Origin of the sequence: Rhodococcus sp. SORGH_AS_0301 (assembly GCF_030818285.1) — a bacterium.
Classification (GTDB): Bacteria; Actinomycetota; Actinomycetes; order Mycobacteriales; family Mycobacteriaceae; genus Rhodococcoides.
This window is the reverse complement of sequence record NZ_JAUTAC010000002.1, coordinates 838,564-864,696: the sequence shown is the minus strand read 5'-3', so window position 1 is coordinate 864,696 and position 26,133 is coordinate 838,564. Positions and strand designations below refer to the sequence as shown.

Here is a 26,133-nt window from a genome sequence, read left to right as displayed (position 1 = left end):
TCACGTCGCTTCGCTCAGATAGTCCACCGAGATCTGGACGCCTCCGGTGAGCGGATGTCTTCCGATTGCCGCACGCACGCCGAACACGTCTCGGAGCAGCGCACCGGTCAGGACCGCCGAGGGCGGACCCGACGCCACGATGGCGCCCTTCGACAACACGTGCACCTCGTCGCACACCGCAGCGGCGACGCCGAGATCGTGCAGCGTGATCAGGCACGTGCAGCCCGTGCGCTCGAGCAGCGCCAGCATCTGTACCTGGTGCGCTAGGTCGAGGTGATTGGTCGGCTCGTCGAGCACGAACACCCCGGCCCCCTGAGCGAAGCATCGAGCCAGCAGCGCTCTCTGCTTCTCCCCACCGGACAACGACTGGAAGGTCCTGGCTGCGAGATCCTCGATCTCCACATCGGCGAGAGCTCGATCGATCACCGCGCGGTCCTCCGACGACTCGCGGCGGAAGCTCGACTGGTGCGGGATCCGGCCGAGGGCGACGACGTCACGTACGGTCGCACCCGGTGCGCCCTCTCGTTCCTGCGGTACCGCGGCGACGAGGCGGGCCGACGCTTCGGTGGACATGGTCGACAGGTCGCGATCACCGACGACGATGCGCCCATGCGTCGGTGACACGTGGCGGTAGACCGTGCGGAGCAGGGTCGACTTGCCGCTGCCGTTGGGTCCGACGATCCCGGTGATGCACCCTGCCCGAGCGAGGACGGAGACATCGGAGACGATGTCGTTGCCGGACAGTCGAACCGACAACTTCTCGATCGACAGCGGCACGGGCGGTGGTCCGGTGTCGGTCATGGGCGGCCGGTCCGTGTCATGAGAAGTACGAGCAGGACCGGGCCTCCGAGCGCGGCGGTGACCACGTTCACGGGCAGTTCCTGATGAACCAGACGCCCTGCGACACGGCACGACAGATCGACGAACACCATCAGCGTCGCCCCGACCAGAGCCGCGGCGGGAAGCAGCCGGCGATGGTCGACGCCGACGACGAAGCGGCACAGGTGAGGGACGAGCAACCCGATGAATCCGATCGCTCCCGACACGGCGACGATGACCCCCGTCATCAGGCTGACGACGACGAACACCTCCCGGCGGACACGGAGCACGGAGATGCCCAGAGAGGACGCGGTCTCGTCGCCGAGCGCGAGAGCATTGAGGTGACGGGCACGGCCGTAGAGCACTGCCGCGCCGAGTGCGACCCCGATGACGGTGACAGGTAGCTGCGACCAGGTGGCCCCGCCGAGCGAGCCCATCAGCCAGAACAGGACACTGCGGGTCTGCGCCTGGTCGTCGGTCTGCAGCACCATGAAACTGGTGATCGCGGTGAGGATCTGGCCGACGGTGACTCCGGTCAGGACGAGTCGGGTGGGCCCGAAGGCTCCGCCGATGCCGCCCGCGGCTCTGGTCACCGACCACACGACCGCGAGGGCGATGAGAGCACCGAGGAACGCCGCGACGGGAAGGACCACCGCGGATCCGATGATGCCGACGAGCGTCCCGACGACGCCACCCCCGAACACCAACACCCACACGGCACCGACGGAGGCTCCCGAGGAGATACCGAGGAGGTACGGATCCGCGAGATCGTTGCGCACCAGCGCCTGCACGGCGACCCCGACCGTCCCCAGACCGGCACCCACGACGACGGCGAGGATGGGGCGTGGAATGCGCACCTGCCACACGATGAGATCGATCGTGCCGGGGGCGAAGGGTGTACCGAGCAGACCTCCTCGAACGGTCGACCACACGGTCGACACGGGAACCGACGTCGATCCGTAGCTCACCGCCAGTGTGAATCCCGCGACGAGCAGGACCGTGGTGGCGCCGGTGAGCAGCGCGGCACCGCGGTCACGAACCATCGACGGCGTTCGCGATGGTCGCCACGGCGGCCGCGTTGGCGATGCCGGGGAGCGTGGTCTCCTCCGCACCCAGGTCGATGAAACTTTGCTCGCGGACGGCGCGAAGGTCACGCGCTCGCGGATCGCTGCGGAGAGTTTCGAGCGCTGCAGCGTACGCGGCGGACTGCTCCGCGGCGGATGCCTTGTTCCTGACAGCGATCTGGATGAAATCAGGGTCGGCGGCGATGACGTCTTCCCAGGACACGGGTCGCATGCTCGTCGCATCGTCGGTGAATGCGTTACGGGCTCCGGCCAATTCGTAGATGGCGTTCGCGATCTGCTTACCGCCGACCGTGGTCATCCCCTGCGTGGTGTGGTCCGGCGAGTAGTAGAACACTGTCGGTCGGTCGTCCCGCGGTGGATGTGCGACGGCGACCTCGGCGATCGTGTCCTTCATGTCGGCCACGAGGTCGGCTGCGGGGGCAGATGCGTCGAGGATCGCGCCGATGCTCTCGATGTCGCGGTAGACGGCGTCCAGGTCCGTGCGGGCACCCTGGAGTGTCGCTGCGCAGGCACTCGACGACAGCACCACGTGTCGCATATCGGCAGCGGTCATCTCCTCCTCGGACAATCCGTCTCCCCCCATCATCTGCATCGATCCGAAGGCGTCGATGTACGCCTGCGCTCCGGTGGTGAGCAGGACCTCCTTGGGAATGCCACCGGTCGACAACACGGGAACCGTCTCCGCGGCCTCGCGGACGTCGTCCGGGAGCGTGGACACTCCGGACGCCCACCCGGTTCCGGCGACACTGTCCGCCCGCCCCAGACGGATCACCAGCTCGAGTGCGGCCAGATTGGCTGTCACCACCGTCGCCGGTGGCCCGTCGAACGTGGTGGGCTCACCGGCACAGTCCGCCACCGTGACGGGGAAGGGCGCGGGCCGGACGGCACCTCCGTCCGCCGTCGGATCGGGTGCGTCCACGGTCCGTGTGCACGCGGACGCCACCAGGGCCACAGCGACGAGCGCCGTCGAGAAGGTACGAGTGTTCATGCCTCGGTAGTCGGCTGTGGGCGCGGTCGGGTTCCCCTCCGTCGGGAATTCGTCCGGACGAGTGCGGTTGTGGTGCATCGGTTTCGGCTTCGAGAGCGCGGTCGTCGAGTCGAACCGGGACTGTCGGGAACTTTCGGTACGCGGTACCCGACCACTGGTGGACGATCACGGGCCTACGCGCCCGTGCGGCCCGAGCAGAGGAACGAACCGCGCATGCAGCCACGTGTGATGCCCACCTCGATCGTGGACGAGGACCGGTCGTGATCGCCGATGGCACGTTGCGCTGGATCTGTACGGCCCTGTTCGTCGCCGCCGCCGGCTATTGCGTGTCGCGGCTGGCCCACGTCGGGCGGACCCGCGGTGTGATCGATCATGGCCTGCACCTGGCGATGTGTGTGGCGATGATCGCGATGGCGTGGCCGTGGGGCCTCGGTGTACCCCTGCTCCCCCAGGGCGTCTTCTTCGGTGCGGCCACCCTGTGGTTCGTGTTCACGGCCGCGCAGGGTGTTCTCGCGAGTGTGCGGCGACGGGTGGACGTCGGTCGTCATGGTCCCGTGATGGCCGCTTATCACGCATTCATGATGGCCGCGATGGTGTGGATGGTGGTCGTCATGGCCGGGTGGTTGCCCGACACCGCCGCACACGATCATTCCGGTGGCGATTCGATGGCTGGTGACGCGTCCGCGCACGCCCATCACGCGGCGATGGAGACTTCTGCTCGGACGAGCGCGGGTTCGGAGTGGGTCTCCCTCGTATCTTTCGCTCTGACGCTGGCGTTCGCCGCGGCCGCGATCCTCTGGCTCCACCGCATGTTCGCAGTCGAACAGGACGCCGCCCTGGCCCCCACCACCGCGGAGCGCGGTGCAGTGGCCACCGTGGGACGCGTGTACCAGCCGCAGACCGTCGCCGCCGCGTGCGAGGTGGCCATGGCCGGCGGGATGGCCATCATGATGGGAGTGATGTGACGTCTTCGTCGACCCGTATTCTCACTGCGACGATCGTCGTCGCAGTCGGCCTCGTCGTGTCGGTCACCGCGGTCTCCGGTGACACCCGCTACCTCGCGAGCGGAGACTCGTATCCCGGCATCGTCACCTCCCAGCTGTACGTGGTGCTGCGGTTCGTCGCTGCCCTGTCCGGCGCGGTCACGCTCGGGGCGCTGGTGCACGCACTCACCTGCACACGGGTCACCAAGTCCGGGCGCATCGGCCCGGAGGGCTATGCGGCACTGTTGATCGCCGCGCGTTCCAGCTCCGTCTGGCTGATGTCGTCCGCAGCATTGATTCCGGTGTCCGCGGCGGATGCCACCGGGATCGGTCTGGGCGATGCCGTGCGGCGCGGCGCACTTCTCGACCTCGTGGCGCCGAACGAGGCACCGAAGGCGTGGATGGTGAGCGCAGTCGCCGCTCTCGCCGTGGTCGTCCTCACGCGTTGGACTCTGAACTGGGTACCGCTAGCCGCGTCGGCCGCTGTCTCCGTGATCGGGATTCTCCCGGCCTGGGTGATCGGCAACGCCGGGCAGGGCCGCGATCACGACATCGGTACCAGCGCAGTCATCGTGGCGATGGTCGCCTTCTCCGTGTGGACCGGCGCCGCGATCTCGTTGCGCTCGATGATCCTGCGCGTGGACGGACGCGACGCGCGCGAATGCGACCTGGCCGTGTCCCGGCATCGTGTCGTCGCCTCGTGCGCGGCGGTTCTCACCGTGGGACCAGCGATCGTGGTGGCCGTCATCCTCCTTCCGTCGGGAGCTGTGTTCAATTCGGAGTACGGCCGATTCGCCCTCGTGGCAGGGGCACTCGTCCTGGTCTCCGCGGTCCTCGCCGTGACTGCGGCTGTTCGGCGTCCTCCGTCCGATCGGTACATGCGAGTGTCGGCACAGGCGTCGTCGGTGATCCTGGTGTTCGTCTGGGCGCTGGTCGTGCTCATGGCCGTGCGGCCTGCTCCGGCTTTTCTGGTCACCGCGTCCACCGTCTATGACGTCTTTCTCGGGTTTCAGCCCACTGGTCCCCCGTCGCTCTCGCAGTTCGCCTCGTTCTGGCGCTTCGACTTCGTCACCGGCGCAGGCGCGGTCCTGTTGGCCGGGCTGTACGGGTGGGCCGTCGTCCGCCTGCGCAGGCGCGGCGACCCGTGGCCGCTCGGACGCACCGTCGCCTGGGCATCAGGGTGCCTGACCCTGTTGGTGGCGACCAGTTCCGGGGTGGGCGCCTACGGTTCGGCGATGTTCGGCGTCCACATGGGCGTGCACATGACGTTGAACATGTTCGTTCCTGTGCTGCTCGTTCTCGGCGGGCCGGTCACTCTTGCGCTCCGCGCACTGCCGGCCGCGCGGGACGGCAACGCCCCCGGGCCGCGCGAATGGATCGTCATGGTCGTGCACTCACCGCTACTTCGAGTTCTGTCCAACCCGGCTGTCGCCGTCGGACTGTTCGTGCTCTCACCGTTCGCGGTGTACTTCAGCCCACTGTTCGACGAATTGGTGCGGTACCACTGGGGTCACGAACTCATGAACATCCATTTCATCGTCACCGGATACCTCTACTACTGGGTCATCATCGGGATCGATCCGGGCCCGAAGCGTCTACCGCACCTCGGTCGGCTGGCGTTGCTGTTCGCGGCCATGCCCTTTCACGCGTTCTTCGGTATCGCGGTGATGACGATGGACCGTCTCATCGGCGGTACGTTCTACCGATACCTCGACCTCCCCTGGGTCCAGGACCTCGCAAGTGACCAGCGCTTCGGCGGGGGCTTGGCGTGGGCGTCGAGCGAGGTCCCGCTGGTGATGGTCGTCCTCGCTCTGGTGACGCAGTGGGCGCGCCAGGACAGGAAGACCGAGGTGCGGGAGGACCGGGCAGCCGATCGCACCGACGACGACGAGCTCGCGGCCTACAACGCGATGCTGGCCCAGTTGTCCAGAACGCGAAGGTGAACGTGCGCGCATGATCGACGTCCATCTCGTGGTTCTCGTCGTTCTCGTCGCGTTGGCGTCGTGGTTGGGAGCACGGGTCGAACACCGGCGGGACGCGCGACTGGTCGGAATCCTGGCGATTGCCCTGCTCGCGGTCGTCGTCGGCGTCGATGCGGCTGGGACAGTGCCGTATCCGAGCTAGAGCAGGGTCTGCCAGTAGTCGAGGAATCGTTCCCCGCACAGCAGGATCACTGCGGTGAACCAGAGGGCGACGATGGTCCATCTCCATCTGACGAACGGTGCCCACTGCGTCGCGCGGGAGACCGCGACGACCCACAGCGGCACGGTGACCGCCCACACGACCATGCAGTAGGGACACAGTGCGCCGATCCGGTACAGGCTCTGAAAGATCAACCAGTGCACGAACACCACCCCGACCGACAGTCCGATCGCCAACCCCGCCCAGTACCACCGCGGGACACGGACACCGCCGAGACAGAGGACGCCGGTCACCACCACCACCGTGAACGCGGGGATTCCCAGGATGGGGTTGGGGAAGCCGAACAGCGCGGCCTGCGGCGTGGTCATCACCGACCCGCACGACAGAACCGGGTTGAGACTGCAGGACGGTAAATAGCTGGGATCGAGCAACAGCCGATATCGCTCGATGACCAACACCAGCGCCGCCAGGAGTCCGATCGCCCCGGCGACGAGGATCCCCCCGCCCGCGATGCGGCCGAGCGGGGGGCGTCCGGACACCTCGGTGCTCGCGAGGACGTCGGTCACGAGATCGCGAGCACGGCGGCGGTCAGTGCCTCGGGGGTTGTCAGCTGGAGGGGTTCGCCGTTGAGCAGGACGGTCGGAGTCGAATTCACGTTGGTCTCTAGCACCGACTGGGTGGAGGAGGCGACCCAGTCGGTGTGGGTTCCGTCGGCGATGCACTCGCCGACCGTCTCGGGTGCACCCGCCGCCACTGCCATCTCGGTGAGCTGATCGTCCGTCAGTCCGGCACCACCTTCGGCGGGCTGCTGTTCGTAGGCTGACGAATGGAAGCGCAGCCAGTTGTCCATCGACGAATCAGCCACGCACAGCGACGCGTTGGCAGCGCGTGTGGAGTAGTCGGTGGTCGACATCCTGTCGAGAATTGCGATCGGCTGGTAGTCGATCGCCGCGGCCCCGCTCGTGCGGAGCTCGTCGAGAGCACTACCGAAGGTGGCTTCGAAGGCTCGACAGCTCGGGCACTGGAAGTCCTCGTAGATCGTCAGGACTCGTGTGGGTGTCTGCCCGCCGCCGAGGGTCTCGACGTCGGGCTCGGCTGCGCGCAGGGCGCCGGTGTCGGTGACCGACGCCGGCGCAGCCGCTGCGCCGGGGGTGTCGCGGCCGGAGATGACCACGATGCCCACGACCAGCGCGAAAACGACCAGGGCGGCGGTAATTCCGGCGCGGATGAGCACCGAACGTCTGCGTTCGGCTTCCGCCAGCGCATTACGCTGGACACGGTCGGTCTTGGACACGATGTGGTTCTCTCTTTTCGTGGAGTGGTGACGGAAGAGAAGTCGGCCGCTCCATCGAGAAAGTTCCCGCGAACCCTCAACGCGGCGATTCCCGCTCGCCGGTGACCGAGTTGGAGGTTGTGAAACGGCGTAGTCGCAGAGAGTTCGAGACGACGAAGAACGAGGAGAACGCCATGGCCGCCCCGGCCAGCAGCGGAGTGAGCAGTCCGGCCGCTGCGACGGGGATGGCGGCGACGTTGTAGCCGAACGCCCACACCATGTTTCCCTTGATCGTCGCGAGCGTGGCCTTCGCCAGGCCCAGGGAATCCACCACGGCGCCGAGGTCGTCCCGGACGACGATGATGTCGGCGGCACCGATGGCGACATCGGTCCCCGCACCGATCGCCAGACCGAGGTCCGCTGTGGCGAGGGCCGGTCCGTCGTTGATGCCGTCGCCCACCATGGCGACCGTGCGGCCGCTCTCGCGCAGCGACGAGACGATCTCGACCTTGCCCTCGGGGAGCACCTCGGCGACGACGTCGGTGACGCCCACGGCGTCGGCGACTGCCTGCGCGGCGTAGGCGTTGTCTCCCGTGACGAGCAGAGTGCGGAGCCCGAGCGCGTGCAGCTGCGCGACGGCCGCCGCGGCGGACGGCTTGACCGTGTCGGAGACGACGAGAACTGCCCGCACTCGGTCGTCGACTGCCAGATAGACGGCTGTCGCTCCGAGTTGCTCACTCTCGTGCTGTGCACGGGCGAGAATTCCGGGAACGGGCCACTGCCTGTCCTCGAACAATCGCCGCCGTCCGATCTCCACGGCTCGGCCGTCCACGAGCCCTCGTGCCCCCAGTCCGGGGAGCGCGACGAAATCGTCGACCGACGGAAGTGTCCCCAGTCGGTCACGAGCGGCGCCGACGATCGCGGCCGCGATCGCGTGCTCGGATGCGACCTCCACGGCTCCGGCGAGTCGGAACAGATCGTCCTCGTTCTCCCCGTGAGCGACGACGATCGATTCGAACGTCAGCGCTCCGGTGGTGATGGTCCCGGTCTTGTCGAAGACGACGGTGTCGACCGTGCGTGTGGCCTCCAGCGCCTGATGTCCCTTGATGAACACCCCCAGTTGCGCCCCGCGGCCGGAGGCCACCATCAACGCTGTGGGTGTGGCCAGGCCCAGCGCACAGGGACAGGCGATGATCAGGACCGCGAGTGCAGCGCTGACCGCTGCGTTCATGTCGCCGCTGCCGACAACCCATCCGGCGAATGTCGCGGCCGAGAGCAGGAACACCACGGGAACGAAGATGCCGGAGATGCGGTCCGCCAGGCGCTGCAGATCGGCCTTGCCCGACTGGGCGGCGTCGACCAACCTGATCATGCCGGCCAGCGCGGTGTCGGCCCCGACCGCGGCGGCCTCGACGACGAGACGTCCGTCCAGCACGACGGTGCCGCCGGTCACCGCCGTGCCGACCTCCTTGTCGACGGGAAGCGACTCACCGGTCATGGCACTGGTGTCGACAGTGCAGTGTCCGTCCACGACAAGACCATCCGCGGCGATCACCTCCCCCGGACGGACGACGAACTGCTGCCCCTCCTTCAGTTCCGAGACGGGAATCCGTAGTTCGCCGCCACCGCGGACGAGCACCGAGACATCCCGAGCTCCCAGAGCGGCGAGAGCTCGAAGGGCGCCGCCGGCGCGGCGTTTGGCTTTTGCCTCGAAGTAGCGGCCGGCGAGTACGAACACTGTGACGCCGGCTGCCACTTCGAGGTAGATCGCATCGCTCGACGTGATGGCCGCCCAGATGCCCCGAGTCTGATCCGCCGTGGAGGTCTGGAAGAACATCGAGTAGACGGACCACCCGGTGGCGGCGATGATGCCCGTGGACACCAACGTGTCCATCGTGGTGGTGCGGTGCACGAATCCGGACAACGCTGCCCGGTGGAACGGCAACGCCGACCACAGGACGACCGGGGCAGCGAGCGCCAGCAGGATGAATTGCCACCCCGTGATGCGTGTGTCGGGCACGACGGCGAACATGATGGACAGATCGGCCAGCGGAACGAACAGAACCAGGGCGACGACGAGACGGCGGAACAGGTCTCGGGAATGCGCGTCCTCGGCCGTGGTGTCGACGCGGGTGTCGTCGGTGAACTCCGCGGCTGTGAATCCGACGGCCTCGACCATCCCGCACAGGTCTGCTGTGGTGACGGACGGCGGAGCCTCGATGGTGGCGACCGCGGTGGCGTAGTTCACCGAGGCCTTCACCCCGTCGACCTTGTTGAGCTTGCGCTCGATCCGGTTGGCGCAGGCACCGCACGTCATGCCCTCGACGGCGAGTGCGACACGCACGGACGTCGCATCGTCGGCGATGTCAGTGTTCTGGTGGGTGCCGACGGACATGGTGATCAGCTCTTTCGTTCGACACTGCGGTTTCGGTGGAGTGGGGATGTCACGCGGCGGAGTCGTCGGCGTCTCGCAGGTGGCCGCGTCGGCGCCCCTGGCGCGCGCCGTCCGGAACGATGACGCCCTCGTCGTCGCTGTGCGACAAGCGTTGCGGTGATGGTGATGTCGACCCGTTCGCGCTGCGCCGGACCATCGCGGTGACCGCGACACCGACGGCGATGATGGCGTGGGACGCGACGCGTTGGACGGTCACTTGGCCGGATATCGAGTCGGTGATCACGAAGACCGCCAGCAGCCCGGTGAAGGCGACCAGGACCGGCATCAAGCCTGCCGACGCTGCCGGTCGCCACGCGGCGACGAGGAATCCGATCCCGACAGCGATGTTCCACGCGGTGCTCTCGTTGAACAGGTGTCCGGCCATCGACTCGTGACCCATCGCCATGGGGTCGGCCGCAGGGGTGTGTCCCACTCCGAGGAGTTGTACGACGCCGAGCGAGATCTGCGCCATGGCCACGAGAACGAGGGCGGCTCTCCACGGATGGTCTCGGCACACCCACCGCGCCACGCGACGGGGACGACCGCGCGGCGCACGGAGGCCGACGGCGTCGAGTATCTGCGGTGTCAGATCCGGGGTGCGTGGGGCGGACCCGACACGGAGACTGCGCGTCAGCTCGGTCGCGGAGGCGTACCAGTTCTGGCACCGGGCGCAGGACTCCAGGTGCTCGTCGGTCCGGGCGGACGGTACGGGCTCCCGTTCGCCGTCGATGCGCGCCGACAACGCTTCTCGCGCGAGTGTGCAGTCCACGAGTCAATGGTCGCCCGGGACTGCGGAAAAGTTCCCGACGGGCCTTTTCAATAACACTGAAGGTCATCAACTATACTGAAGGTGTGAGTTCCCGAGCCGAGCACGACGCGCACACCACCGAGTTGGCGCTCGCCGCCGGCCGAGGTGATCACCGCGCACTCGAGTCCTTCGTTCGAGAGACACAGCGTGACGTGTGGCGATTCGTCGCCCATCTGAGCTCCCCGTCCGCCGCGGACGATCTCACGCAGGAGACGTACCTCCGCGCGATGACATCCCTCCCGCGGTTCGCGGCGCAGTCCTCCGCGCGCACCTGGCTCCTGTCCATCGCACGACGCGTGGTGGTCGATCAGGTCAGGTCGGCGATGGCTCGCCCGCGGCTCGTCGGAAGCGACGACTGGGTGGCCGTGGCGGATTCCGCGCAGAGTGCCTCCACGGGATCGAACGTCGCGGAGGACCTGGTGGAAGTTCGCATGATGCTGGCCGATCTGCCCGCGGACCGACGCGAGGCACTGATCCTGACGCAGGTGCTCGGGCTGTCCTACCAGGAGGCGGCTGATGTGTGCGGGTGCCCCATCGGCACAGTCCGCTCACGGGTCGCGCGTGCGCGTGAACAGTTGATCGCCGGGGTCGGCGAAGTCGGCTCCGACACGGGTTAGGCGCGTTCGCCAACACCGGCGATCGGCACGGTCATGGCCCACTCGTTCATGGCGTCCAACACCGGCCGGAGCCCCTGCCCCAGCGGCGTGAGCTCGTAGACCACCCGCGGCGGAATCTCCGGGTACACCGTCCGTACGAGCAACCCGTGGGTCTCGAACTTGCGCAGACGATTGGTCAACGTGTGGGCACTGATTCCGTCGAGTGCAGTGAGCAGTTCGCCGAACCGGTGGGGACCACCCAACAGTTCGCGCACGATCAACGTGGCCCACGGGCCGTCCAGCAGACTCAGGAACCGCGTCACTCCGCAGGTCTCGACGGAGCAGTCCTCGAACGCGATCGGCCTCATGTATCCCCACGTTACAGCCAGTGCACTTGATGTAACCACTGCATCGCATGCACTAATGGGGACATGACCTACATCGTTCACGGCGCCACGGGCGCTCAGGGTTCTCCCGTCCTCGCCGCACTCACCGCGGCCGGCCACTCCGGCACCGCCGCTGTCCGCGACACCTCGTCCGTCGAGGGCCCGGCGGTGGCCGTCGACTACACCTCCGTCGACTCGCTCGTCGACGCCTACACCGGCGCGGACGGCGTCTTCGTCCATATTCCCATCGGTCCCCTCGATGTCCAGATGGCCGCGGCCCACGCTGTCGCCGAGGCCGTCCGGCGCGCGCGCCCTGCCCGAGTCGTGTTCTCCACCAGTGGATCCACCATCGACGACTCGACCCCGCCGACGTCGGCTCCCGAGGTCCTCGCCCGCGAGCTCGCCGACAGCGGCGTGTCCCATGCCGTGATCGAGCCCCGCGTGTTCCTCGAGAACTTCCTGCTCCCCGTTTCCCTCGGTCCGGTACGTGACGACGGCGTCCTCATGTACCCGATCCGGGACGACTACGCCGTGTCCTGGAGCTCACACCTCGACATCGCGGACGTCGCCGTTCGTCTGCTCACCGACCACACCGTCACCGGCGTCGTGTCGGTCGGTGCACTGCCAGGCCTCGTCGGTGCCGACGTCGCCGCAGGATTTGCCGCCTACCTCGACCGGCCCGTGACCTTCCGCGCCATCACCCCCGACCACTACGGAGACCTCATCACTCCCCTGTTCGGCGCTGGAGCCGCCGGGCCCGTCGTGGAGTCCTACCACCACCGACACACGATGTCCGGTGAGGTCATCACCCCGGACAGGTCCGCGCAGCACCTGCTCGGCATCACCCCGCGCACCGTGCAGCAATGGCTGACGGACCTGGACGTCTGACGCACTGCGTGCGCGTCCAGCGAAGCTTCAGCCGATGATCGAGCTGCTGACGACGCCGGTACGCATCCGCTGCGGATGGTCGCCGACCACGGCGCTGCCCACTTCCAGACCGGTGTCGAACGAGATGGACGAGACCTTGTCACTTCCCGCCCACGACACGAAGCAGTACTGACCGTCGGCACTGCGCGTGGACCAGTAGGGCTTCTCACCGGACGTCACCAGCGGCCCCGCCGTCAGGGTGTCCCGCGAGACCACGGTGGCGTAGTCCGACATCGTTCCCGCGACGCACATCTTGGTGCCGGCGGTGTTCATCGCGATGCCGTGATGGGCCGAGTCGAGCAAGTACGACTCGCGCGGAAGTGCCGCCGCCGCAGGAGTGACGGGGAGATCGGCCACCCGGGTCACCCGGTCCTGCTGCAGGTCGTACTCCACGATCCCGTGGAAGAAAGAGACCTGCAGGTAGAGGAAACGTTCGTCCGGCGAGAGCGTCATCGGGCGGACGGACGAACTCATGTCGGGGTGCCCGGCCTCGGCCAGTTTGCGCCCGATGTCTATCTGGCGCGTGACGGCCCCGGTGGTCCTGTCGTAGAAGGCGATCCAGCGCGGGAACTTGGTCACGCCGAGAGCGGGCGCGTCGAGGGGTGACTCGACGCGGCCGATGCTCGCGTTGATGATGTAGCGGCCGTCTTTCGTGTACACGTTCTCGTGCGGGGAGGTGCCGGTGGGGAATCTGCCGATCTCGCGGCCGTTCGCCGTATCCAGGATGTGCACCGTGTTGGCCGTCGACGCCGAGACAGCGACCTGGGTGCCGTCGTCCGAGATCGCCATGTGATCGGCGCGCTGGCCGTCGACGGCGAACCGCCAATCGATCGCACCGGTTGCGATGTCGAGGGAGACGACATCGGCGAAGCTGGGCCGCGAGACGATCAGCTTCCTGCCGTCCTTCGATGTGTACATGTCGTCGGCGTACTGGTCGTGCCCTTCGCCCACCAGCTGCCGGATTCCGAAGTAGAACGCGGCACGCACTGGATTCCGGTAGACCTCCGCGAGGCGCTGTTCCTTGTCCGGCACGACGTTCAACCGACCCAGTCTGGTCAGGTTGCCGTCGGGGGTGAGGTAGTCCGCGGTCCCGTCCCAGTTGTTGGCCACGAACAGCACGTCGGTCAGGTCGGGTGCAGCAGCGGCCGGCGTCGCGACCGCGACGGTGCCCATCGCCGTGAGTGCCGCGGTGGCGATGGCGAAAAGTGTGGTGCGAACGGTCATGTGCGGCCCCCGAGAATGTCGTCGAGGTGCCCCGTGCCCCCCGGCGCGTTCAGGGTATCCACCGAGGTTCTCACGGCCACGCGAACTTCGCGGAATACGTGCCAGCAGACAAGCTCAGCGTAATTCTTGAGGTGGAGTACCGACTTCTCGGCGAAGCCGCGGGACACTGTTCGAAGCTTCGACATACAGACATTTCGGTGTCGGCCTCACGGGCATCTGCACGGCACCGCACCACTCGACGAAGGGGGAGCGATGACACGCGACGAGAAGGCCGGCGGGCACATCGTCGCCACCGGCACACCCGACGACGTCGCCGCCGACCCCTCGAGCATCACCGGCCACTATCTCCACGACCACCTACGAGCAGGACTGGTCGCTGGAGACAACTCTCGCGGGTGAATCGCGGCTCTACCGCAACGCTCACGTGTCGCGCGGCGCAGCGTTGTGGCGCCGACGCTCACGTGCAACATTGCGGTACGTCAAAGGTCCGCTGAGGACGGGAATCAGAGCCTGCACTCGTGTACGCAGCGAGAACCCTCTGCCGTCGAACGTCACCACATTGACGAGAAGTACTACGACGGTGACTGTTTCGATCACCGAGAGTATCGACAACGCACGCAGCAGCCCGGGAGTTACGCGGTCTCACCGGGCCGTACGACCATCAACACCACGACGACGACCCACACCAGGTTGAAAACACCGGTCGACATCCCGATTCGGCGCAGACGCGCACCCGTGTCCGGTGAGGTCAGCGCCTCTCGCTGCAGCGGAGCGATCCGGAAGGCCAGCAAGCCACCGGCTACTGCAGTGAGAGCCATCGCCGCAATCACCCACGTATCGGTCGTTCTTCCCTGGACGAGCGCCAGCGTCAGACCCGTGACGGGCACGGCCAGCGCGAGCGTGCCGTACACGCGAGTCACGCGATGCAGCACACGAGCAACGTCGGTACTGCGCTCGCCGGACTCGCGGACGGACGGGATCGACACCGGGGCGTACCGGGGGAACAGGCTCGTCACCACCGCCACGGGTCCCACGAACACAATGCCCACCACGACGTGAGCGGACAGCATGAGGTCTTCCACACCTTCAATATAGCTGAAGGTCTACCGATCGCGGGCGGCCCATCGCTCCGCATGCACGCGCAGCGCATCGGCCAGATCGGGCGCAGCCGCGGAGAATTTCTCGTCCACCGTTCTCATCACGTCGGAGGCACGAGCCAGTAGCTTCTCGCCGTCACTCGAAATACTGAGGTGCGCTGCAGATCCCGAATGCGCCGTGTGATCATCGACCAATCCGGACGAGATGAAACCGGCGACCGTGACGTGCACACTTTGCACCGTGATGGACGATCGACGGGCGAGTTCACTGAACGAGATGCCGGGCGCGGATCCGATGTGAGCGAGCATCCCGTACTTGCGAGCAGTCAACCCCATGGCCTTGAGCGCCTCGTTCAGCGTGGATTCCCACGCCTTGGCCATTGCCAGCAGTGCCGTCGTGGGGCTCAGGGGAACTCGGTCGACCATGTGGTCACACTATCGGCCGTGACTCGTCGCCTGTACCGAGACGACGGTGCGGATCAGCGGTGCGACAGGGGTTGCACCGCGAGCAGTGCGAGCGCGTGGAAATTGGCGTCCGGCCGGCAGCACCGCGGTCCGCAGACGCAGAACAGGAGTGCCGATCCGACCGCGAGAACTACTACGTTGCGTAGCAGCCGGGTAGGGTGTCGGCGATGAGCACCCCGGCGACCAGTGCGCCTCTGCGCGGCGTCGTCGTCGGCGCTCTGTCCGTGCTCGTCGTCGCCGCCGCTCATGATCTCGGTGGAGCGGCACTGCCCTCTCAGTCCGCCGCGGTCGCGCTGCTCGCGGTCTGCGCCGGCGTCGGGTGGATGGTCTCGACAGTGCCGGCCGGCAGGAGCCGCCTCGTCGTCGCCCTCGTCGCAGCGCAGGTGCTCGGACACCTCACCCTGACCGTCGTGGACGGCCATCACCACGGTCCGCTCCTCGACCCCCGCATGGCCGCAGCCCACCTCGGCGCCGTCGGTATCGGCGCCGTCGCCGTCCACGGCGCCGAACGCGGCATCATCGCCGCCGCACGAGCGATGCGCCGCATCCTCCCGATCGTCCGTGCCGTGGCGGCCGTCGACACCGACACGGTCCGCCCAGCCCGACCCGTCATCCGTGTCGACGCACCCGCGCGTCTGCTCGACCTCTCCGGGCGCGGCACCCGCGGCCCACCCGCCCGACTCCGGTAACCCTTCCTCGACAGCCGCCCGACGCAGCACGCCGTCGGGTGATGCATCCTGCCTCGCCGACCGCCGATCTCGTGTGTCGAGACTCGGCGCTCTCGCGCGCGCCACCACCGGAATCGAGCACAACCATGTCCACACCCGAGAAGACCGAGCCCACCGCGGCTTCCCCAGCGCCGCCCACGTCAGCGTGGCGACCACTGATCCTGCGCCTGCACTTCTACGCCGGCATCTTCATCGCACCGTTCATCCTCGTCGCCGCGGTGACCGGCGGCCTCTACGCGATCGCACCCACACTCGAGAGCGTCGTGTACCGCGACCTGCTCCACACCGACAGCACCGGACCTGCACTACCGGTGTCCGACCAGATCGTCGCAGCACAGCAGGAGCGACCCGATCTCACCGTCGCTGCCGTTCGACCTGCCACCGAGCCGGGCGCCACCACCCGCGTCATGTTCACCGATCCGAGCCTCGGCGAGTCCGAGCGCGCGGCCGTGTTCATCGATCCCGCCACCGCCGCCCCCGTCGGGCGCTCGACGGTCTACGGCTCGTCCGGCTCGCTTCCGCTGCGCACCTGGCTCAGCGAGCTGCACCGCACCCTGCACCTCGGCGACACCGGCCGCCTTTACAGCGAACTCGCCGCGTCCTGGCTCGGCGTCGTCGCGCTGGGCGGGGTATTCCTCTGGGTGGAGCGCTACCGACGCCAGCGCAGTCGGAACTCCGACAATGCACGCCTGTTCACCGTCGACCGCACCGCCCGCGGTCGACGGCGCACGCTCGGCCTGCACGGGGCGAGCGGAGCGTGGATCGTCGTCGGGCTGGTATTCCTGTCCGCGACCGGATTGACGTGGTCGAACCACGCCGGATCCAACATCGACGACCTACGATCCGCGTTGAGCTGGACAACCCCCGCCGTCGACACCGATCTCACCGGTCACGCCGGCCATTCCGACGACCAGCACGCAGGCCACACCGGACACGGCACGTCCGATGCCGCGACGACAGCCGAGCCGGTGGATGTCCGGCAGATCGACGGTGTCCTCGCCGTCGCTCGTGCGAACGACGTCACCGGCTCCGTCGAAGCATCGATCCCCACCTCGAGCGACACCGCATTCAGGGTGGTGCAACTGCGTGATCAGTGGGTGTTCTCCACCGACTCGATCGCCGTCGACGGGGCATCCGAGAGAGTCGTCGACGTGCAGCGCTTCTCCGACTGGCCCCTCGCCGCCAAACTCACCACCTGGGGCATCAGCCTGCACATGGGGGTGCTGTTCGGGCTCGTCAGCCAACTCGCCCTGCTGGCGTTGGCGGCCGTCCTGGTGACCATGATCGTCGCCGGGTATCGAATGTGGTTCCAGCGCAGACCTGTTCGTAGTGGCGCATCCCCGGTGGGCCGGCCGCCGCAGCGGGGAGCCCTCTGGCGCATCCCGCCCGTCGCTGCGGTCGGACTCGTCGTCGCCACCGTGGCCGTGGGGTGGTTCGTGCCGCTCCTGGGTCTGTCCCTGCTCGCCTTCCTCGCCGTCGACCTCGTCGCCGGCTTCCGCTCGCGTAGTGCACGCGTGTGAGAAGCGCGATGGAGTTTCGACGCAACCTCGATCTCCGTCACCTTCGAGGAGGCAGGTGATGTGACCGTCGACGCACCATTCGACATCAGCGAACCCGGCCGACTCGGCGATACCGAGCGCCCGCTACCTCCCACGGTGGCAGCGTCGGCCCGGGTCACGACGTGCTGCCGCTCGAACCGGACGGTCGCGGACGAGTGCGGAGCGGGGTCGATGTCGGTAGCGTGATCACCACGATCAGTCCCCCGTCCGGGTTCGGTTCGAGCGAAAGACTCCCCCTGTTCTCGCGGGCGAGCAGATCGACGATGGACAATCCGAGGCCGGATCCACCCGGGCGTCGGGTCCAGAAACGGTCGAGCGCACGGCGCCGGTCCTCCGCCGAGAGTCCCGGCCCTCTATCGGTGATCGTCAGGCGCAAGGACTCACCCCCGACCGCGGCGTCGACGACGATGTCGGTGCCCGGTGGGGCGACGTCGACCGCGTTGGCCAGAACATTGTCCAGGAATTGTTCGAGGTGACCGTCGCCGAGGACCGCCCGAGTACCGGCGGGAACGCACGAGACCAGTTCCACGCCATGCGCACTCGCCGCAGCGGACCAGGTGGCGAGGCGCTCGTCGACGACGGCCTGAACGTCGACCGTTGTCGGACGGTCGATCGGCTTCTGGGCGCGCGCAAGGGTCAACAGGTCATGCACCAGTCGCGTCATCCTCACGGTGTCCGCGATCGACCGGTCCACGGCCGCCCGTGCGTCGGGGTCGCTCACCTCGTCCTGGAGGTTGTCGAGACTCAATCGCAGAGCGGTCAACGGTGTGCGGAGTTGGTGCGACGCGTCGGCCACGAACTGCCTCTTCGCGTCGATCAGGTCGCTGATGCGCCGAGCGGCATCGTTCATGGATTCGGCGACCCGACGTGTCTCTTCCGGCCCTGCGTCCAACGGATCCGTGCGGGCGGCGAAGTCCCCGCGTGACAGGGACCGAGCCATACCGTCGAGAAGCCGCAACGGACGCGTCATCGACCGGGCGAGCCACCACGCCGCGGCCGCCGCGATACCCAGCGTCGCCAACGCCACGATCAGCTGGAACCCGAACAGCTCCTTGATCTGCGCGGTGACGGGAGCGGACGGATACGTCAGACGCACCGCTCCGACCGTCGTACCGTTCGGATCGTTCGACGGCACGGTGACCTGCAGACCGGGCTCACCGAGCACGGAATCGTCCGTACGCGTCACGGTTTCCCGCCCCTGCAGCGCCGCGCCGATGTCGACTCCGAGAGGGTTCGACACCGGACGTCCCAGTGCGGGACGCCCGTCCGCGGAGAGCAACTCCACCCGGCCACCCGTCTGCTCCTCGAGGTTGCTGCGCAGGGTGAGCAGCGCCAGGTCCGCTCCCGCCGCCGAGTCGGGGTCGGCAGCATCGGCGGTCGCGAGCAGGACCGCGACGGTACGCGCTTCACGCAGTCCCACCTCCGCCTGGTTGCCGCGCAGGGCGTTCACCAGTCCGATGCCCTCGGGAACGGTGAACAGCGCCAACGCGAGTGCCACCAGTGCGAGATACGACGCGACGAGACGGCGGACCATCAGACCTCCAGGCGGAAACCGACGCCGCGCACGGTCGTCAGAGCGAGCGCGTCGCCGAACTTCTGCCGGAGCGCAGCGACGTGGACGTCCAGCGTTCTCGTGGGGCCGAACCAGTGCTCGTCCCACACCGCCTCCATCAGCTGTTCGCGGGTGAACACCGCGCCCGGCGACTCGGCGAGGTGAGCGAGGAGGTCGAACTCCTTCGGCGCCAGCAGAACCTCGACGCCGTCCACACTCACTCGGCGGGCAGCACGGTCGAGCAGGATCAGCCCGAGCGACTGGGGCGCCGCCACCGACGTCGCGGAGTCGGACCCGGTGCGCCGCATCACCGCTCGAATACGGGCGATGATCTCGCGCACCCCGAACGGCTTGCTGACGTAGTCGTCCGCACCCACCTCGAGACCGGCCACGGTGTCGATCTCGTCGTCTCGTGCGGTGATGACCACGATGGGTACCGCCGAGTTCCGCCGCATTTCACGACACACGTCCAAGCCGTCCATGTCGGGTAGCCCGAGGTCGAGCAGAACCACGTCGGGCAGCGGAGCCGCGAGTGCGTCCGCCCCCGTCGTCACCTGCTGCACCTCGTAGCCGTATCGCCGCAGACCCGCGGTCAGAGGGTCGGAGATCGACGGGTCGTCTTCGACCAGGAGTACACGCACGGGTCATGGTCCCATCCCGGCGGTGTGCGCCGTGTCAGGTGGTTCAGGCCGGCAGCTTCGAGGAGTGGTGGTCGACGATCACGACGTCCCCGTCATCCTCGAGCTCGAAGACGAAGGTGAAGCGCGCCGGCACCTTGTCCCCGGACTCGCCCATGGTGAACGTGTAGAGGCCCGACAGCGACCCCGACGTGGGACTGAGCAGCTGCGGCACGGACTCGTCGATCTCGCCGGTCGGCTTCTTGGTGACGAAGTCGGTGAAATAGGCCAGTCGCTCGTCGGAGCTGTTGTACACCCCTGCCCACAACGTCGGAAGAAGTACCGCGTCCTCTCGGTAGAGAGCGTTGATCGCCTGGGGGTCGCCCTGCGCGACGGTATCGAGCCAGGTATCGAACTGGTCCTCGATGCGGTCGAGGGTGAGTTCGCCGACCGCGTCGGCGGAGGCGTTGGTGCCTGCGGCGGTGTCGGTGTCGGCTGCGGCGGGCGTGGATGCCTGCCCGGTGCCGCATGCCGCCAGAACGATGGCGGCTGAGGCGACGGCAGCGACGGAGGTGGCGCGGACGACGGTCTTGGTGCGCATGGTCTTACCTCTCGATCTGTTGTCACCGAACCACTTTCGGTGACAGATCAAGCATCGCGATGCGATTGCCAGCGCAGCGTCAGGGAAGTGTCAGCGGACGGACAACTTTCCACCCGGAGTGGTGTGGGCTGTGCACTCGATCCGATGCTGTGTGACCGCCCCCACCTCACACGTGTTGCGCCGGGTGGTCGCGACCGTCCATGCTCTCCCCCGGCGCCCGACCGGATCCATCACCGGGTGAACTCACCACCGTCAGTACCATCTCGAGTACCTCGACTGCCGAGACCACCTCACCGCCGCCGGTGCCTGACGGGGTCGAGGTCGGGCCGCCGCGTCAGATCACCGAGCGGCCGCGGCGAGGGTCGACTCGGCCATGTCGTAGTGGTCGGCGATCAGTTCGACGGTGCGGGACATGGCGCTGCGCGAATGTCCCTGAACGGCGAGCATGACCTCGTCGACACCGGTTCTACTCTGTAGCTGTTCGAGGGTGTCGACGACGGTGTCGACGGTGCCGTGCACGTACTGCTGCCGGTAGTGGTCGAGAACGTTCCGCTCCTGAGCGGTCGCAGGGTAGGCCTCGGCTTCGGCCGGTGGGATCAGTGCGAACGGTTTGCGTTGGAGCATGCGGAGCATGGCCATGGCAGCGGATGTGGTCTGGCGGCTCGCTTCTTCCGCATCGTCGTGGGCGACGACTCCGACGCTGACGAGGCTGTACGGCTCGTCCAGGACGTCGGACGGTCGGAAAGTGCTCCTGTACAACGACATGGCACCGTCGACGTCTGCGTCCCCGAACTGCAACGCGAACGCGTACGGACGGCCCAGTCGGCCCGCCAACTGGGCGGAGTACGGGGAGGAGCCGAGGATCCACACCTGTGGCGCTGTGGCCGGTCGAGGAACCCTGTTCTGATCCGCCTGCCACGGGCCCGGGACGGCGTGCACGTTCGCATAACGATGGCCGCGGGGGAAGTCGTCGCCCAGAAATCCGATCACTTCGGCAACCCGAGAGGGGAAGTCGTCGCCGTTCGTGGTCCGCCGCAGCGCTTCCGCCGTCGCCGGATCGGTACCCGGTGCGCGCCCGAGTCCCAGATCGACTCGTCCCGGCGCGAGGGTGTCCAGCATCCCGAACTGTTCGGCGATCACCAGTGGTGAGTGGTTGGGCAGCATGACCCCGCCTGCCCCCAGGCGGATGCGTTCGGTTTCGCCGGTCAGTCTGGACAGCATCATTTGCGGCGAGGAGGCGGTCGCGCCGGGCATGGCGTGGTGCTCGGACATCCAGAACCGCTGATACCCGCTCCGTTCCGACGTCTTCGCCAGCTCGATGATCTCTGCGTAGGCCTGCTGAGCCGTCTGGCCGACCCCGGTGAGGGCGTTGTCGAGGACCGAGAGGGTGAACGGCGCGGTGCCGGAGTGTGGTGCGACGGTCATGGTCATGCTCATTTCTCACGTCTGAAATCGGATTGTGCCATGAGGTCCAGGCTACCGCATGCTCACGGTAAATAATTTCCGTTACCATGAGCATGTGCCTTCACCTGCGCTGCCGCCAGCCCCCGGTACCGATGATCACGCGAGTCTCGCGCTGGTCGACACTGTGGTCGTTCTTCCGGGAGGTCACCGGGTCGACGACCTCGGTGACCCCGGCGCTGCCACGGGGTGGCTCATCGAGCGGGGACTGGTGTCCGACGATGTGATGTTGCTCGAGCACTGCCAAGGCAAGTTGACGAGCCTGCGCCAGGATCTGCGAACACTGTTCGACCGGTTCGTGGAAGGCGAGGATCCAGACCCGAGCGCTCTCGACCGCATCAACGCGGCGATCACGACAGTGCCCGCCGCACCGTTGCTGCACCATGTGCCCGGTCGAGGCCTACAGCGTGTTCAGCAGCACCCGGTCACTAAGCTCGTCGAGTACGCGATGGCTCATATCGCAGAGGACGCAGCCGAACTCGTCACCGGCCCTCTTGCAGGATCGATCGCCCGGTGCGAGGCACTGCCGTGCGACCGCCTGATGATCCGCACCCACGCCCGTCGGCGGTGGTGCTCCGTTCGGTGCGGGGACCGAGTGAGAGCGGCCCGGTCTTATTCACGAGGTAGGCAGTCGGAGGATGCGGAAGCCGAAAGAACTTGAGAGCCCGTTAGTTTCGACGAATGTGTCACCGGTCCCGACCGCGGGGGCCGTTGTTCGCTACTCCGGCTCGTAGGTGCTCGTGGAGATAGCGGCCTGTGATGCTGGAGGGGTCGGCGGCGACGTCGTCGGGTGTGCCGGTGGCGACGATGCGTCCGCCGGCGTCACCGCCGCCGGGGCCCATGTCGATGATGTGGTCGGCGTTGGCGATCATGTCGAGGTCGTGTTCGATGACGACGATGGTGGCGCCGTTGTGGTTGAGGCGGTCGATGACGGTGAGCAGTGTGCGGACGTCGAGTGGGTGCAGTCCGACGCTGGGTTCGTCGAAAACGAAGAGGGTGTCGGCTTGGTCGCGACGTAGTTCGGTTGCCAGTTTGAGGCGCTGCGCCTCGCCGCCGGAGAGAGCGGGTGTGGCTTCGCCGAGGGTGAGGTAGCCCAATCCGAGGTCGACGAGGGTCTGCAGGCGGGTGTGGACGCGCCGGAGGTCGGTGGTGAGCTCGAGCGCCTCGGTCACCGTGCAGGAGAGCAGGTCCGGGAGCGAGATGTCCGGTGGACCGGAGGCATTCTGGACAGGTCGGCGGATCTCGTGGGCGGCCGGGGAGTAACGCGTGCCGGAGCAGTCGGGGCAGTCGATGTCGACGTCCGGCAGGAACTGCACATCGAGTGAGATCTGGCCGGTTCCCTCGCACCGGGGGCAGCGCAGGGACCCTGTGTTGTACGAGAAGTCGGCGGCCGTGAGACCGCGCTCTGCGGCTGCCGGTGTCGATGCGAAGGCGCGGCGCAGGTCGTCGAGGATCCCGCTGTACGTGGCGACGGTGGAGCGCACGTTGATTCCGATGGGGGTGGCGTCGACCACGTTGACGCGCGTGATGCCCGGTGCGTCGAATGCTGTGACGTGTGCGGGTGGACGTCCGCCGGCGCCGCGAGCGATCAGTGCGGGCACCAGGCTGTCGAGAACCATCGTCGTCTTGCCGGACCCGGAGACGCCGGTCACCGCGGTGATACGCCCCGACGGGATGTCGACTGCGAGAGCGTGAACGGTGTGCAGGGGACGGGTGGTCAGGTGAATCCGTCCGCGGGCGAACATCTGATCGGACGGTGCGCGATCGCGCACGACGATGCCTTCGCGACCGACGAGGAAGCCGCCGAGCAGGGAGGCCGGATCGTCCCCCAGGTCGGCGGGAGTGCCGGTCGCCACCACGTGTCCGCCGTCTCTGCCCGCGCCGGGCCCCATCTCGACGATCCAGTCGGCGTCGCGTAGGACCTGGACGTCGTGGTCGACACACACCACGGAGTTCCCGTCCCGCAGGAGGTCTCGCATGATGTCGAGGAGGGCGTCGACGTTGGACGGGTGGAGTCCGATGGACGGTTCGTCCAACACGTAGAGCACTCCGGTGGTTCTGTTTCGCACCGCGCGCGCGAGTTGGACGCGTTGCCGTTCGCCCGTGGAGAGGGTGGCACTGCCGCGGTCGAGTGTCAGATAGCCCAGGCCGAGCCCGACGAGCCGCAGGGCCATCTCGAGGAGTGTGTCGACGAGGTTGCGCGCCATCTGCGTCATGTCCGCGGGCAGGGACGTCTCGATGGTGGTGACCCAGCCGGTGAGGTCGTCGAGAGTCTTGGCGGTGGCCTGGCCGAGATCGATGCCGCCGATGTGCGATCGGAGGGCCGAGTCGCTGAGACGGACGCCGTGGCAACTGGGGCAGGTGTGGGTGCTGATGTAACGGTCGACCCGGCTCAGCCCCTTCTCGCTCGTCGCCTTGTTCAGCGCTTCCTCCACCGCGCGTACGGCGTTGCGGTAGGTGAAGTCCATCTCGAACAGCTTGCCGTTCTGGGTGGGGACGGTGATGTGCCGCTTCTCCGCCGGGCCGTGCATGACGACGTCGCGTTCCTCGGCGCGCAGTTCTTCATATGGCACATCGGTGCGTACACCCATCTCGGCGACGACGCGAGGCATCACCGTGAGACCGAACATCGACCAGGGAGCCACCGCACCGGCGTCGATGCTCAGGCTCGGATCGGGCACCAACAAACTCTGGTCCACCTCGCGCACAACGCCGTTGCCCGAACACCGAGGGCAGGCGCCGTCGGAGTTGAAGGCGAGCGACTCGGCGCCCGGAGGGCGGAAGGTGGTTCCGCAGACCGGGCACGTCAGGTCGTGGTCGAGGGCGACCTCGACCGTGGGGTCGAGTCGGTGACCGTTCGGACAACAATGGGAACCCAAACGCGAGAACATCAATCGCAGGACATTGAGTAGCTCGGTCGACGTGCCGAAGGTGCTGCGCACGCCGGGCACGCCGGGTCTCTGGCGCAGGGCCAGTGCGGCCGGCACGTGCTCGACACTGTCGACGTCGGCGCGAGCGGACTGCGACATGCGGCGGCGGGTGTAGGTCGAGAGTGCCTCGATGTAGCGGCGCGAGCCCTCCGCGTACAGAACCCCCATTGCCAACGACGACTTTCCCGACCCCGACACCCCCGCGACCGCGACAAGCGTGTGCAGGGGTATCGACGCATCGATGTCGGCGAGATTGTGAACCTTCGCGCCGCGCACCTCGATCGCTGCCGGCTGCTCGTGCGCCGCGGCGGGCTGCCGCCAAGCGAGCACTCCGCCGCTCTCGCGCACGGTGGTGGGGGTCTCGTCGTGCGTCATCGGTTCTCCTCGATCGGGTGATGCAGTGCGGTGGCGCGCCCGGACGGCTCCATGAAGAACGAATCGCGATTGGGCCTCCGACGTGATTCAAGAATATACGTACTTGGAAGTTGCTTCCATGGAATACATATGCCACGGTTGTTCCACGGCCCCGACACGAGGGCTGTCCCGACACACGAACGAAGGACACTCACTCATGAGCACCACCACCGACCTCGCCCGTACCTACTTCACCGCCGTCCAGACCGGCGACATGACCACGCTCGGCGAGTTGCTGGCCGAGGACATCGTCTGGCACCAGCCGGGCTCGCACCGATTCTCCGGCGACCACACCGGCCGTGATGCCGTCTTCGCGCTCCTCGGGGCGATGATGGAGACCAGCGCCGGCACGTTCGCCATCGACGCCGTCAACTCGTACATGGACAACGGCGACCTGGTTGCCGCGTCGATCCACTTCTCCGGCCGCCGCGGTGAGCAGAGCATGGCCATGGACGGGGTGGACCTCCTGCGCGTGGCCGACGGCAAGATCGTCGAGATGTGGTTGTTCTCCGCCGACGCCGCCGCCGAGGACGCATTCTGGGGTCGCTGACCACCTCACCGGGGCACAACACCCAGCCCCCTTCGTGCGACGACAGGATCACCACCATGCCCATCATGACCGAGGACCAGTGGCGCGCGTTCGTCTCGGCTGGAACGCGCACCGGGAAACTGGCCACCGTCCGAGCAGACGGCAGACCCATGCCGCACCGCTGTGGTTCCTCCTCGACGATAAGGATCTGGTTTTCCAGACCGAGACGACCTCGGTGAAGGGCCGCAACCTCGCCCGCGACCCACGGTTCGCGCTCGTCGTCGACGACGACCGACCGCCGTATTCGTTCGTCATGTTCCAGGGCACCGCCTGCATCGACCACGACCCGACCGAAGCTCGACGCTGGGCCGGCAGGCTGGGCGCCCGGTACATGGGCGACGATCGCGTCGACGAGTACTCCGAGCGCAACGGCGGACCCGGCATCGTCACCGTGCACGGACGCATCGACAAGGTCAGCGCCTTCGACGGTGTAGCCGCCGACTGACCTGATCCAC

At 67.4% G+C, this 26,133-nt stretch carries 27 protein-coding genes; 11 read left to right on the top strand and 16 right to left on the bottom strand.

Annotated features, from left to right (window positions below):
- From QE397_RS04650 to QE397_RS04640, 3 genes are read right to left on the bottom strand one after another with little or no spacing between them, the layout of a single operon-like run.
- Complete coding sequence (locus QE397_RS04650; RefSeq protein ID WP_197074852.1) at window positions 1–801, bottom strand: ABC transporter ATP-binding protein; 801 nt, start codon at window positions 799–801, stop codon at window positions 1–3.
- Window positions 798–1,862, bottom strand: a complete 1,065-nt coding sequence (locus tag QE397_RS04645; RefSeq protein ID WP_307092035.1) for an iron ABC transporter permease — start codon at window positions 1,860–1,862, stop codon at window positions 798–800. The genes QE397_RS04650 and QE397_RS04645 overlap by 4 nt, the downstream gene beginning before the upstream one ends.
- A complete protein-coding gene (locus QE397_RS04640) occupies window positions 1,852–2,892 on the bottom strand; it encodes an ABC transporter substrate-binding protein (protein WP_037185744.1) in 1,041 nt (346 codons plus the stop codon). The genes QE397_RS04645 and QE397_RS04640 overlap by 11 nt, the downstream gene beginning before the upstream one ends.
- A gap of 260 nt (window positions 2,893–3,152) precedes the next feature.
- Between QE397_RS04640 and QE397_RS04635 the strand changes: the two genes are divergently transcribed.
- From QE397_RS04635 to QE397_RS04625, 3 genes are read left to right on the top strand one after another with little or no spacing between them, the layout of a single operon-like run.
- Window positions 3,153–3,857 (top strand): DUF5134 domain-containing protein, encoded by a 705-nt coding sequence (locus QE397_RS04635; protein ID WP_307092032.1) that lies wholly within the window; start codon window positions 3,153–3,155, stop codon window positions 3,855–3,857.
- Window positions 3,854–5,818 (top strand): cytochrome c oxidase assembly protein, encoded by a 1,965-nt coding sequence (locus QE397_RS04630; protein ID WP_307092030.1) that lies wholly within the window; start codon window positions 3,854–3,856, stop codon window positions 5,816–5,818. The genes QE397_RS04635 and QE397_RS04630 overlap by 4 nt, the downstream gene beginning before the upstream one ends.
- 10 nt (window positions 5,819–5,828) lie before the next feature.
- Entirely contained in the window at window positions 5,829–5,999 is a 171-nt protein-coding gene (locus QE397_RS04625; RefSeq protein ID WP_155957002.1) for a hypothetical protein, read from the top strand.
- Here the strand turns inward: QE397_RS04625 and QE397_RS04620 are convergent.
- The 4 genes from QE397_RS04620 to QE397_RS04605 form a co-directional block, all read right to left on the bottom strand.
- On the bottom strand, window positions 5,996–6,529 hold the full coding sequence (locus QE397_RS04620; protein ID WP_307097349.1) for a vitamin K epoxide reductase family protein: 534 nt from the start codon (window positions 6,527–6,529) through the stop codon (window positions 5,996–5,998). The genes QE397_RS04625 and QE397_RS04620 overlap by 4 nt on opposite strands.
- 50 nt (window positions 6,530–6,579) lie before the next feature.
- Window positions 6,580–7,311: a thioredoxin domain-containing protein gene (locus tag QE397_RS04615; protein WP_307092028.1), complete on the bottom strand. Its 732-nt coding sequence runs from the start codon at window positions 7,309–7,311 to the stop codon at window positions 6,580–6,582.
- Between the two features lie 76 nt (window positions 7,312–7,387).
- Window positions 7,388–9,685: a cation-translocating P-type ATPase gene (locus QE397_RS04610; protein WP_307092026.1), complete on the bottom strand. Its 2,298-nt coding sequence runs from the start codon at window positions 9,683–9,685 to the stop codon at window positions 7,388–7,390.
- 49 nt (window positions 9,686–9,734) lie between these two features.
- Window positions 9,735–10,493, bottom strand: a complete 759-nt coding sequence (locus QE397_RS04605; RefSeq protein ID WP_027505518.1) for a zf-HC2 domain-containing protein — start codon at window positions 10,491–10,493, stop codon at window positions 9,735–9,737.
- A gap of 83 nt (window positions 10,494–10,576) precedes the next feature.
- Here QE397_RS04605 and sigC point away from each other — a divergent pair, with 83 nt between their 5' ends.
- Window positions 10,577–11,149, top strand: a complete 573-nt coding sequence (gene sigC / locus QE397_RS04600) for an RNA polymerase sigma factor SigC (protein ID WP_027505517.1) — start codon at window positions 10,577–10,579, stop codon at window positions 11,147–11,149.
- On the opposite strand, the gene QE397_RS04595 is transcribed toward sigC, so the two are convergent.
- Entirely contained in the window at window positions 11,146–11,496 is a 351-nt protein-coding gene (locus QE397_RS04595) for a helix-turn-helix domain-containing protein (RefSeq protein ID WP_042576608.1), read from the bottom strand. The two genes, sigC and QE397_RS04595, sit on opposite strands and share 4 nt — an antisense overlap.
- A 63-nt stretch (window positions 11,497–11,559) precedes the next feature.
- On the opposite strand from QE397_RS04595, the gene QE397_RS04590 reads away from it, so the two are divergent.
- Window positions 11,560–12,402 carry an SDR family oxidoreductase gene (locus QE397_RS04590; RefSeq protein ID WP_027505515.1) on the top strand — a complete coding sequence of 281 codons (843 nt, stop codon included), beginning with the start codon at window positions 11,560–11,562 and terminating at the stop codon, window positions 12,400–12,402.
- Between the two features lie 27 nt (window positions 12,403–12,429).
- On the opposite strand, the gene QE397_RS04585 is transcribed toward QE397_RS04590, so the two are convergent.
- On the bottom strand, window positions 12,430–13,665 hold the full coding sequence (locus tag QE397_RS04585; RefSeq protein ID WP_027505514.1) for a serine/threonine protein kinase: 1,236 nt from the start codon (window positions 13,663–13,665) through the stop codon (window positions 12,430–12,432).
- A 252-nt stretch (window positions 13,666–13,917) separates the two neighbouring features.
- Here QE397_RS04585 and QE397_RS04580 point away from each other — a divergent pair, with 252 nt between their 5' ends.
- Window positions 13,918–14,064 carry a hypothetical protein gene (locus QE397_RS04580; protein ID WP_155957001.1) on the top strand — a complete coding sequence of 49 codons (147 nt, stop codon included), beginning with the start codon at window positions 13,918–13,920 and terminating at the stop codon, window positions 14,062–14,064.
- A gap of 233 nt (window positions 14,065–14,297) precedes the next feature.
- Here the strand turns inward: QE397_RS04580 and QE397_RS04575 are convergent, their stop codons facing one another.
- Together QE397_RS04575 and QE397_RS04570 are read right to left on the bottom strand one after the other, a co-directional pair.
- A complete protein-coding gene (locus QE397_RS04575; protein WP_027505513.1) occupies window positions 14,298–14,747 on the bottom strand; it encodes a hypothetical protein in 450 nt (149 codons plus the stop codon).
- A gap of 21 nt (window positions 14,748–14,768) precedes the next feature.
- Window positions 14,769–15,188 carry a MarR family winged helix-turn-helix transcriptional regulator gene (locus QE397_RS04570; RefSeq protein WP_027505512.1) on the bottom strand — a complete coding sequence of 140 codons (420 nt, stop codon included), beginning with the start codon at window positions 15,186–15,188 and terminating at the stop codon, window positions 14,769–14,771.
- Between the two features lie 206 nt (window positions 15,189–15,394).
- Between QE397_RS04570 and QE397_RS04565 the strand changes: the two genes are divergently transcribed.
- Both QE397_RS04565 and QE397_RS04560 read left to right on the top strand, forming a co-directional pair.
- On the top strand, window positions 15,395–15,916 hold the full coding sequence (locus tag QE397_RS04565; protein WP_037185741.1) for a hypothetical protein: 522 nt from the start codon (window positions 15,395–15,397) through the stop codon (window positions 15,914–15,916).
- Window positions 15,917–16,041: 125 nt separating this feature from the next.
- Complete coding sequence (locus QE397_RS04560) at window positions 16,042–17,475, top strand: PepSY domain-containing protein (protein WP_307092015.1); 1,434 nt, start codon at window positions 16,042–16,044, stop codon at window positions 17,473–17,475.
- A gap of 154 nt (window positions 17,476–17,629) precedes the next feature.
- Here the strand turns inward: QE397_RS04560 and QE397_RS04555 are convergent, their stop codons facing one another.
- The 4 genes from QE397_RS04555 to QE397_RS04540 all read right to left on the bottom strand — a co-directional run bounded on the left by QE397_RS04555 (window position 17,630) and on the right by QE397_RS04540 (window position 21,709).
- Window positions 17,630–19,048, bottom strand: coding sequence for a HAMP domain-containing sensor histidine kinase (locus QE397_RS04555; RefSeq protein WP_307092013.1), 1,419 nt, complete (start codon window positions 19,046–19,048; stop codon window positions 17,630–17,632).
- The gene (locus tag QE397_RS04550) at window positions 19,048–19,707 is read right to left on the bottom strand and encodes a response regulator transcription factor (RefSeq protein ID WP_027505508.1); all 660 of its coding nucleotides are present in this window, start codon (window positions 19,705–19,707) and stop codon (window positions 19,048–19,050) included. The genes QE397_RS04555 and QE397_RS04550 overlap by 1 nt, the downstream gene beginning before the upstream one ends.
- A 43-nt stretch (window positions 19,708–19,750) precedes the next feature.
- Window positions 19,751–20,284, bottom strand: coding sequence for a DUF4440 domain-containing protein (locus QE397_RS04545; protein ID WP_307092010.1), 534 nt, complete (start codon window positions 20,282–20,284; stop codon window positions 19,751–19,753).
- A 339-nt stretch (window positions 20,285–20,623) separates the two neighbouring features.
- Window positions 20,624–21,709 carry an LLM class flavin-dependent oxidoreductase gene (locus tag QE397_RS04540; protein ID WP_027505507.1) on the bottom strand — a complete coding sequence of 362 codons (1,086 nt, stop codon included), beginning with the start codon at window positions 21,707–21,709 and terminating at the stop codon, window positions 20,624–20,626.
- Between the two features lie 58 nt (window positions 21,710–21,767).
- Here QE397_RS04540 and QE397_RS04535 point away from each other — a divergent pair, with 58 nt between their 5' ends.
- Complete coding sequence (locus QE397_RS04535) at window positions 21,768–22,406, top strand: CGNR zinc finger domain-containing protein (RefSeq protein ID WP_307092007.1); 639 nt, start codon at window positions 21,768–21,770, stop codon at window positions 22,404–22,406.
- 25 nt (window positions 22,407–22,431) lie between these two features.
- Here QE397_RS04535 and QE397_RS04530 read toward each other — a convergent pair whose 3' ends face one another.
- Window positions 22,432–25,050, bottom strand: a complete 2,619-nt coding sequence (locus tag QE397_RS04530) for an excinuclease ABC subunit UvrA (protein ID WP_307092005.1) — start codon at window positions 25,048–25,050, stop codon at window positions 22,432–22,434.
- A gap of 196 nt (window positions 25,051–25,246) precedes the next feature.
- Between QE397_RS04530 and QE397_RS04525 the strand changes: the two genes are divergently transcribed.
- Both QE397_RS04525 and QE397_RS04520 read left to right on the top strand, forming a co-directional pair.
- Window positions 25,247–25,639: a nuclear transport factor 2 family protein gene (locus tag QE397_RS04525; RefSeq protein WP_307092003.1), complete on the top strand. Its 393-nt coding sequence runs from the start codon at window positions 25,247–25,249 to the stop codon at window positions 25,637–25,639.
- Window positions 25,521–26,123 (top strand): PPOX class F420-dependent oxidoreductase, encoded by a 603-nt coding sequence (locus QE397_RS04520; protein WP_373425207.1) that lies wholly within the window; start codon window positions 25,521–25,523, stop codon window positions 26,121–26,123. Before QE397_RS04525 ends, QE397_RS04520 begins: the two co-directional genes overlap by 119 nt.
- Window positions 26,124–26,133 lie beyond the last annotated feature (10 nt).

Excerpts from the sequence above, each read along its gene's own strand:
- QE397_RS04610 (WP_307092026.1), bottom strand. The coding sequence starts at position 9,685 with ATGTCCGTCGGCACCCACCAGAACACTGACATCGCCGACGATGCGACG.
- QE397_RS04525 (WP_307092003.1), top strand. The coding sequence starts at position 25,247 with ATGAGCACCACCACCGACCTCGCCCGTACCTACTTCACCGCCGTCCAG.
- QE397_RS04595 (WP_042576608.1), bottom strand. The coding sequence starts at position 11,496 with ATGAGGCCGATCGCGTTCGAGGACTGCTCCGTCGAGACCTGCGGAGTG.
- QE397_RS04650 (WP_197074852.1), bottom strand. The coding sequence starts at position 801 with ATGACCGACACCGGACCACCGCCCGTGCCGCTGTCGATCGAGAAGTTG.
- QE397_RS04535 (WP_307092007.1), top strand. The coding sequence starts at position 21,768 with ATGCTCACGGTAAATAATTTCCGTTACCATGAGCATGTGCCTTCACCT.
- QE397_RS04590 (WP_027505515.1), top strand. The coding sequence starts at position 11,560 with ATGACCTACATCGTTCACGGCGCCACGGGCGCTCAGGGTTCTCCCGTC.
- QE397_RS04560 (WP_307092015.1), top strand. The coding sequence starts at position 16,042 with ATGTCCACACCCGAGAAGACCGAGCCCACCGCGGCTTCCCCAGCGCCG.
- QE397_RS04545 (WP_307092010.1), bottom strand. The coding sequence starts at position 20,284 with ATGCGCACCAAGACCGTCGTCCGCGCCACCTCCGTCGCTGCCGTCGCC.
- QE397_RS04640 (WP_037185744.1), bottom strand. The coding sequence starts at position 2,892 with ATGAACACTCGTACCTTCTCGACGGCGCTCGTCGCTGTGGCCCTGGTG.
- QE397_RS04645 (WP_307092035.1), bottom strand. The coding sequence starts at position 1,862 with ATGGTTCGTGACCGCGGTGCCGCGCTGCTCACCGGCGCCACCACGGTC.
- QE397_RS04580 (WP_155957001.1), top strand. The coding sequence starts at position 13,918 with ATGACACGCGACGAGAAGGCCGGCGGGCACATCGTCGCCACCGGCACA.
- QE397_RS04585 (WP_027505514.1), bottom strand. The coding sequence starts at position 13,665 with ATGACCGTTCGCACCACACTTTTCGCCATCGCCACCGCGGCACTCACG.
- QE397_RS04625 (WP_155957002.1), top strand. The coding sequence starts at position 5,829 with ATGATCGACGTCCATCTCGTGGTTCTCGTCGTTCTCGTCGCGTTGGCG.
- QE397_RS04565 (WP_037185741.1), top strand. The coding sequence starts at position 15,395 with ATGAGCACCCCGGCGACCAGTGCGCCTCTGCGCGGCGTCGTCGTCGGC.
- QE397_RS04540 (WP_027505507.1), bottom strand. The coding sequence starts at position 21,709 with ATGACCGTCGCACCACACTCCGGCACCGCGCCGTTCACCCTCTCGGTC.
- QE397_RS04530 (WP_307092005.1), bottom strand. The coding sequence starts at position 25,050 with ATGACGCACGACGAGACCCCCACCACCGTGCGCGAGAGCGGCGGAGTG.
- QE397_RS04555 (WP_307092013.1), bottom strand. The coding sequence starts at position 19,048 with ATGGTCCGCCGTCTCGTCGCGTCGTATCTCGCACTGGTGGCACTCGCG.
- QE397_RS04570 (WP_027505512.1), bottom strand. The coding sequence starts at position 15,188 with ATGGTCGACCGAGTTCCCCTGAGCCCCACGACGGCACTGCTGGCAATG.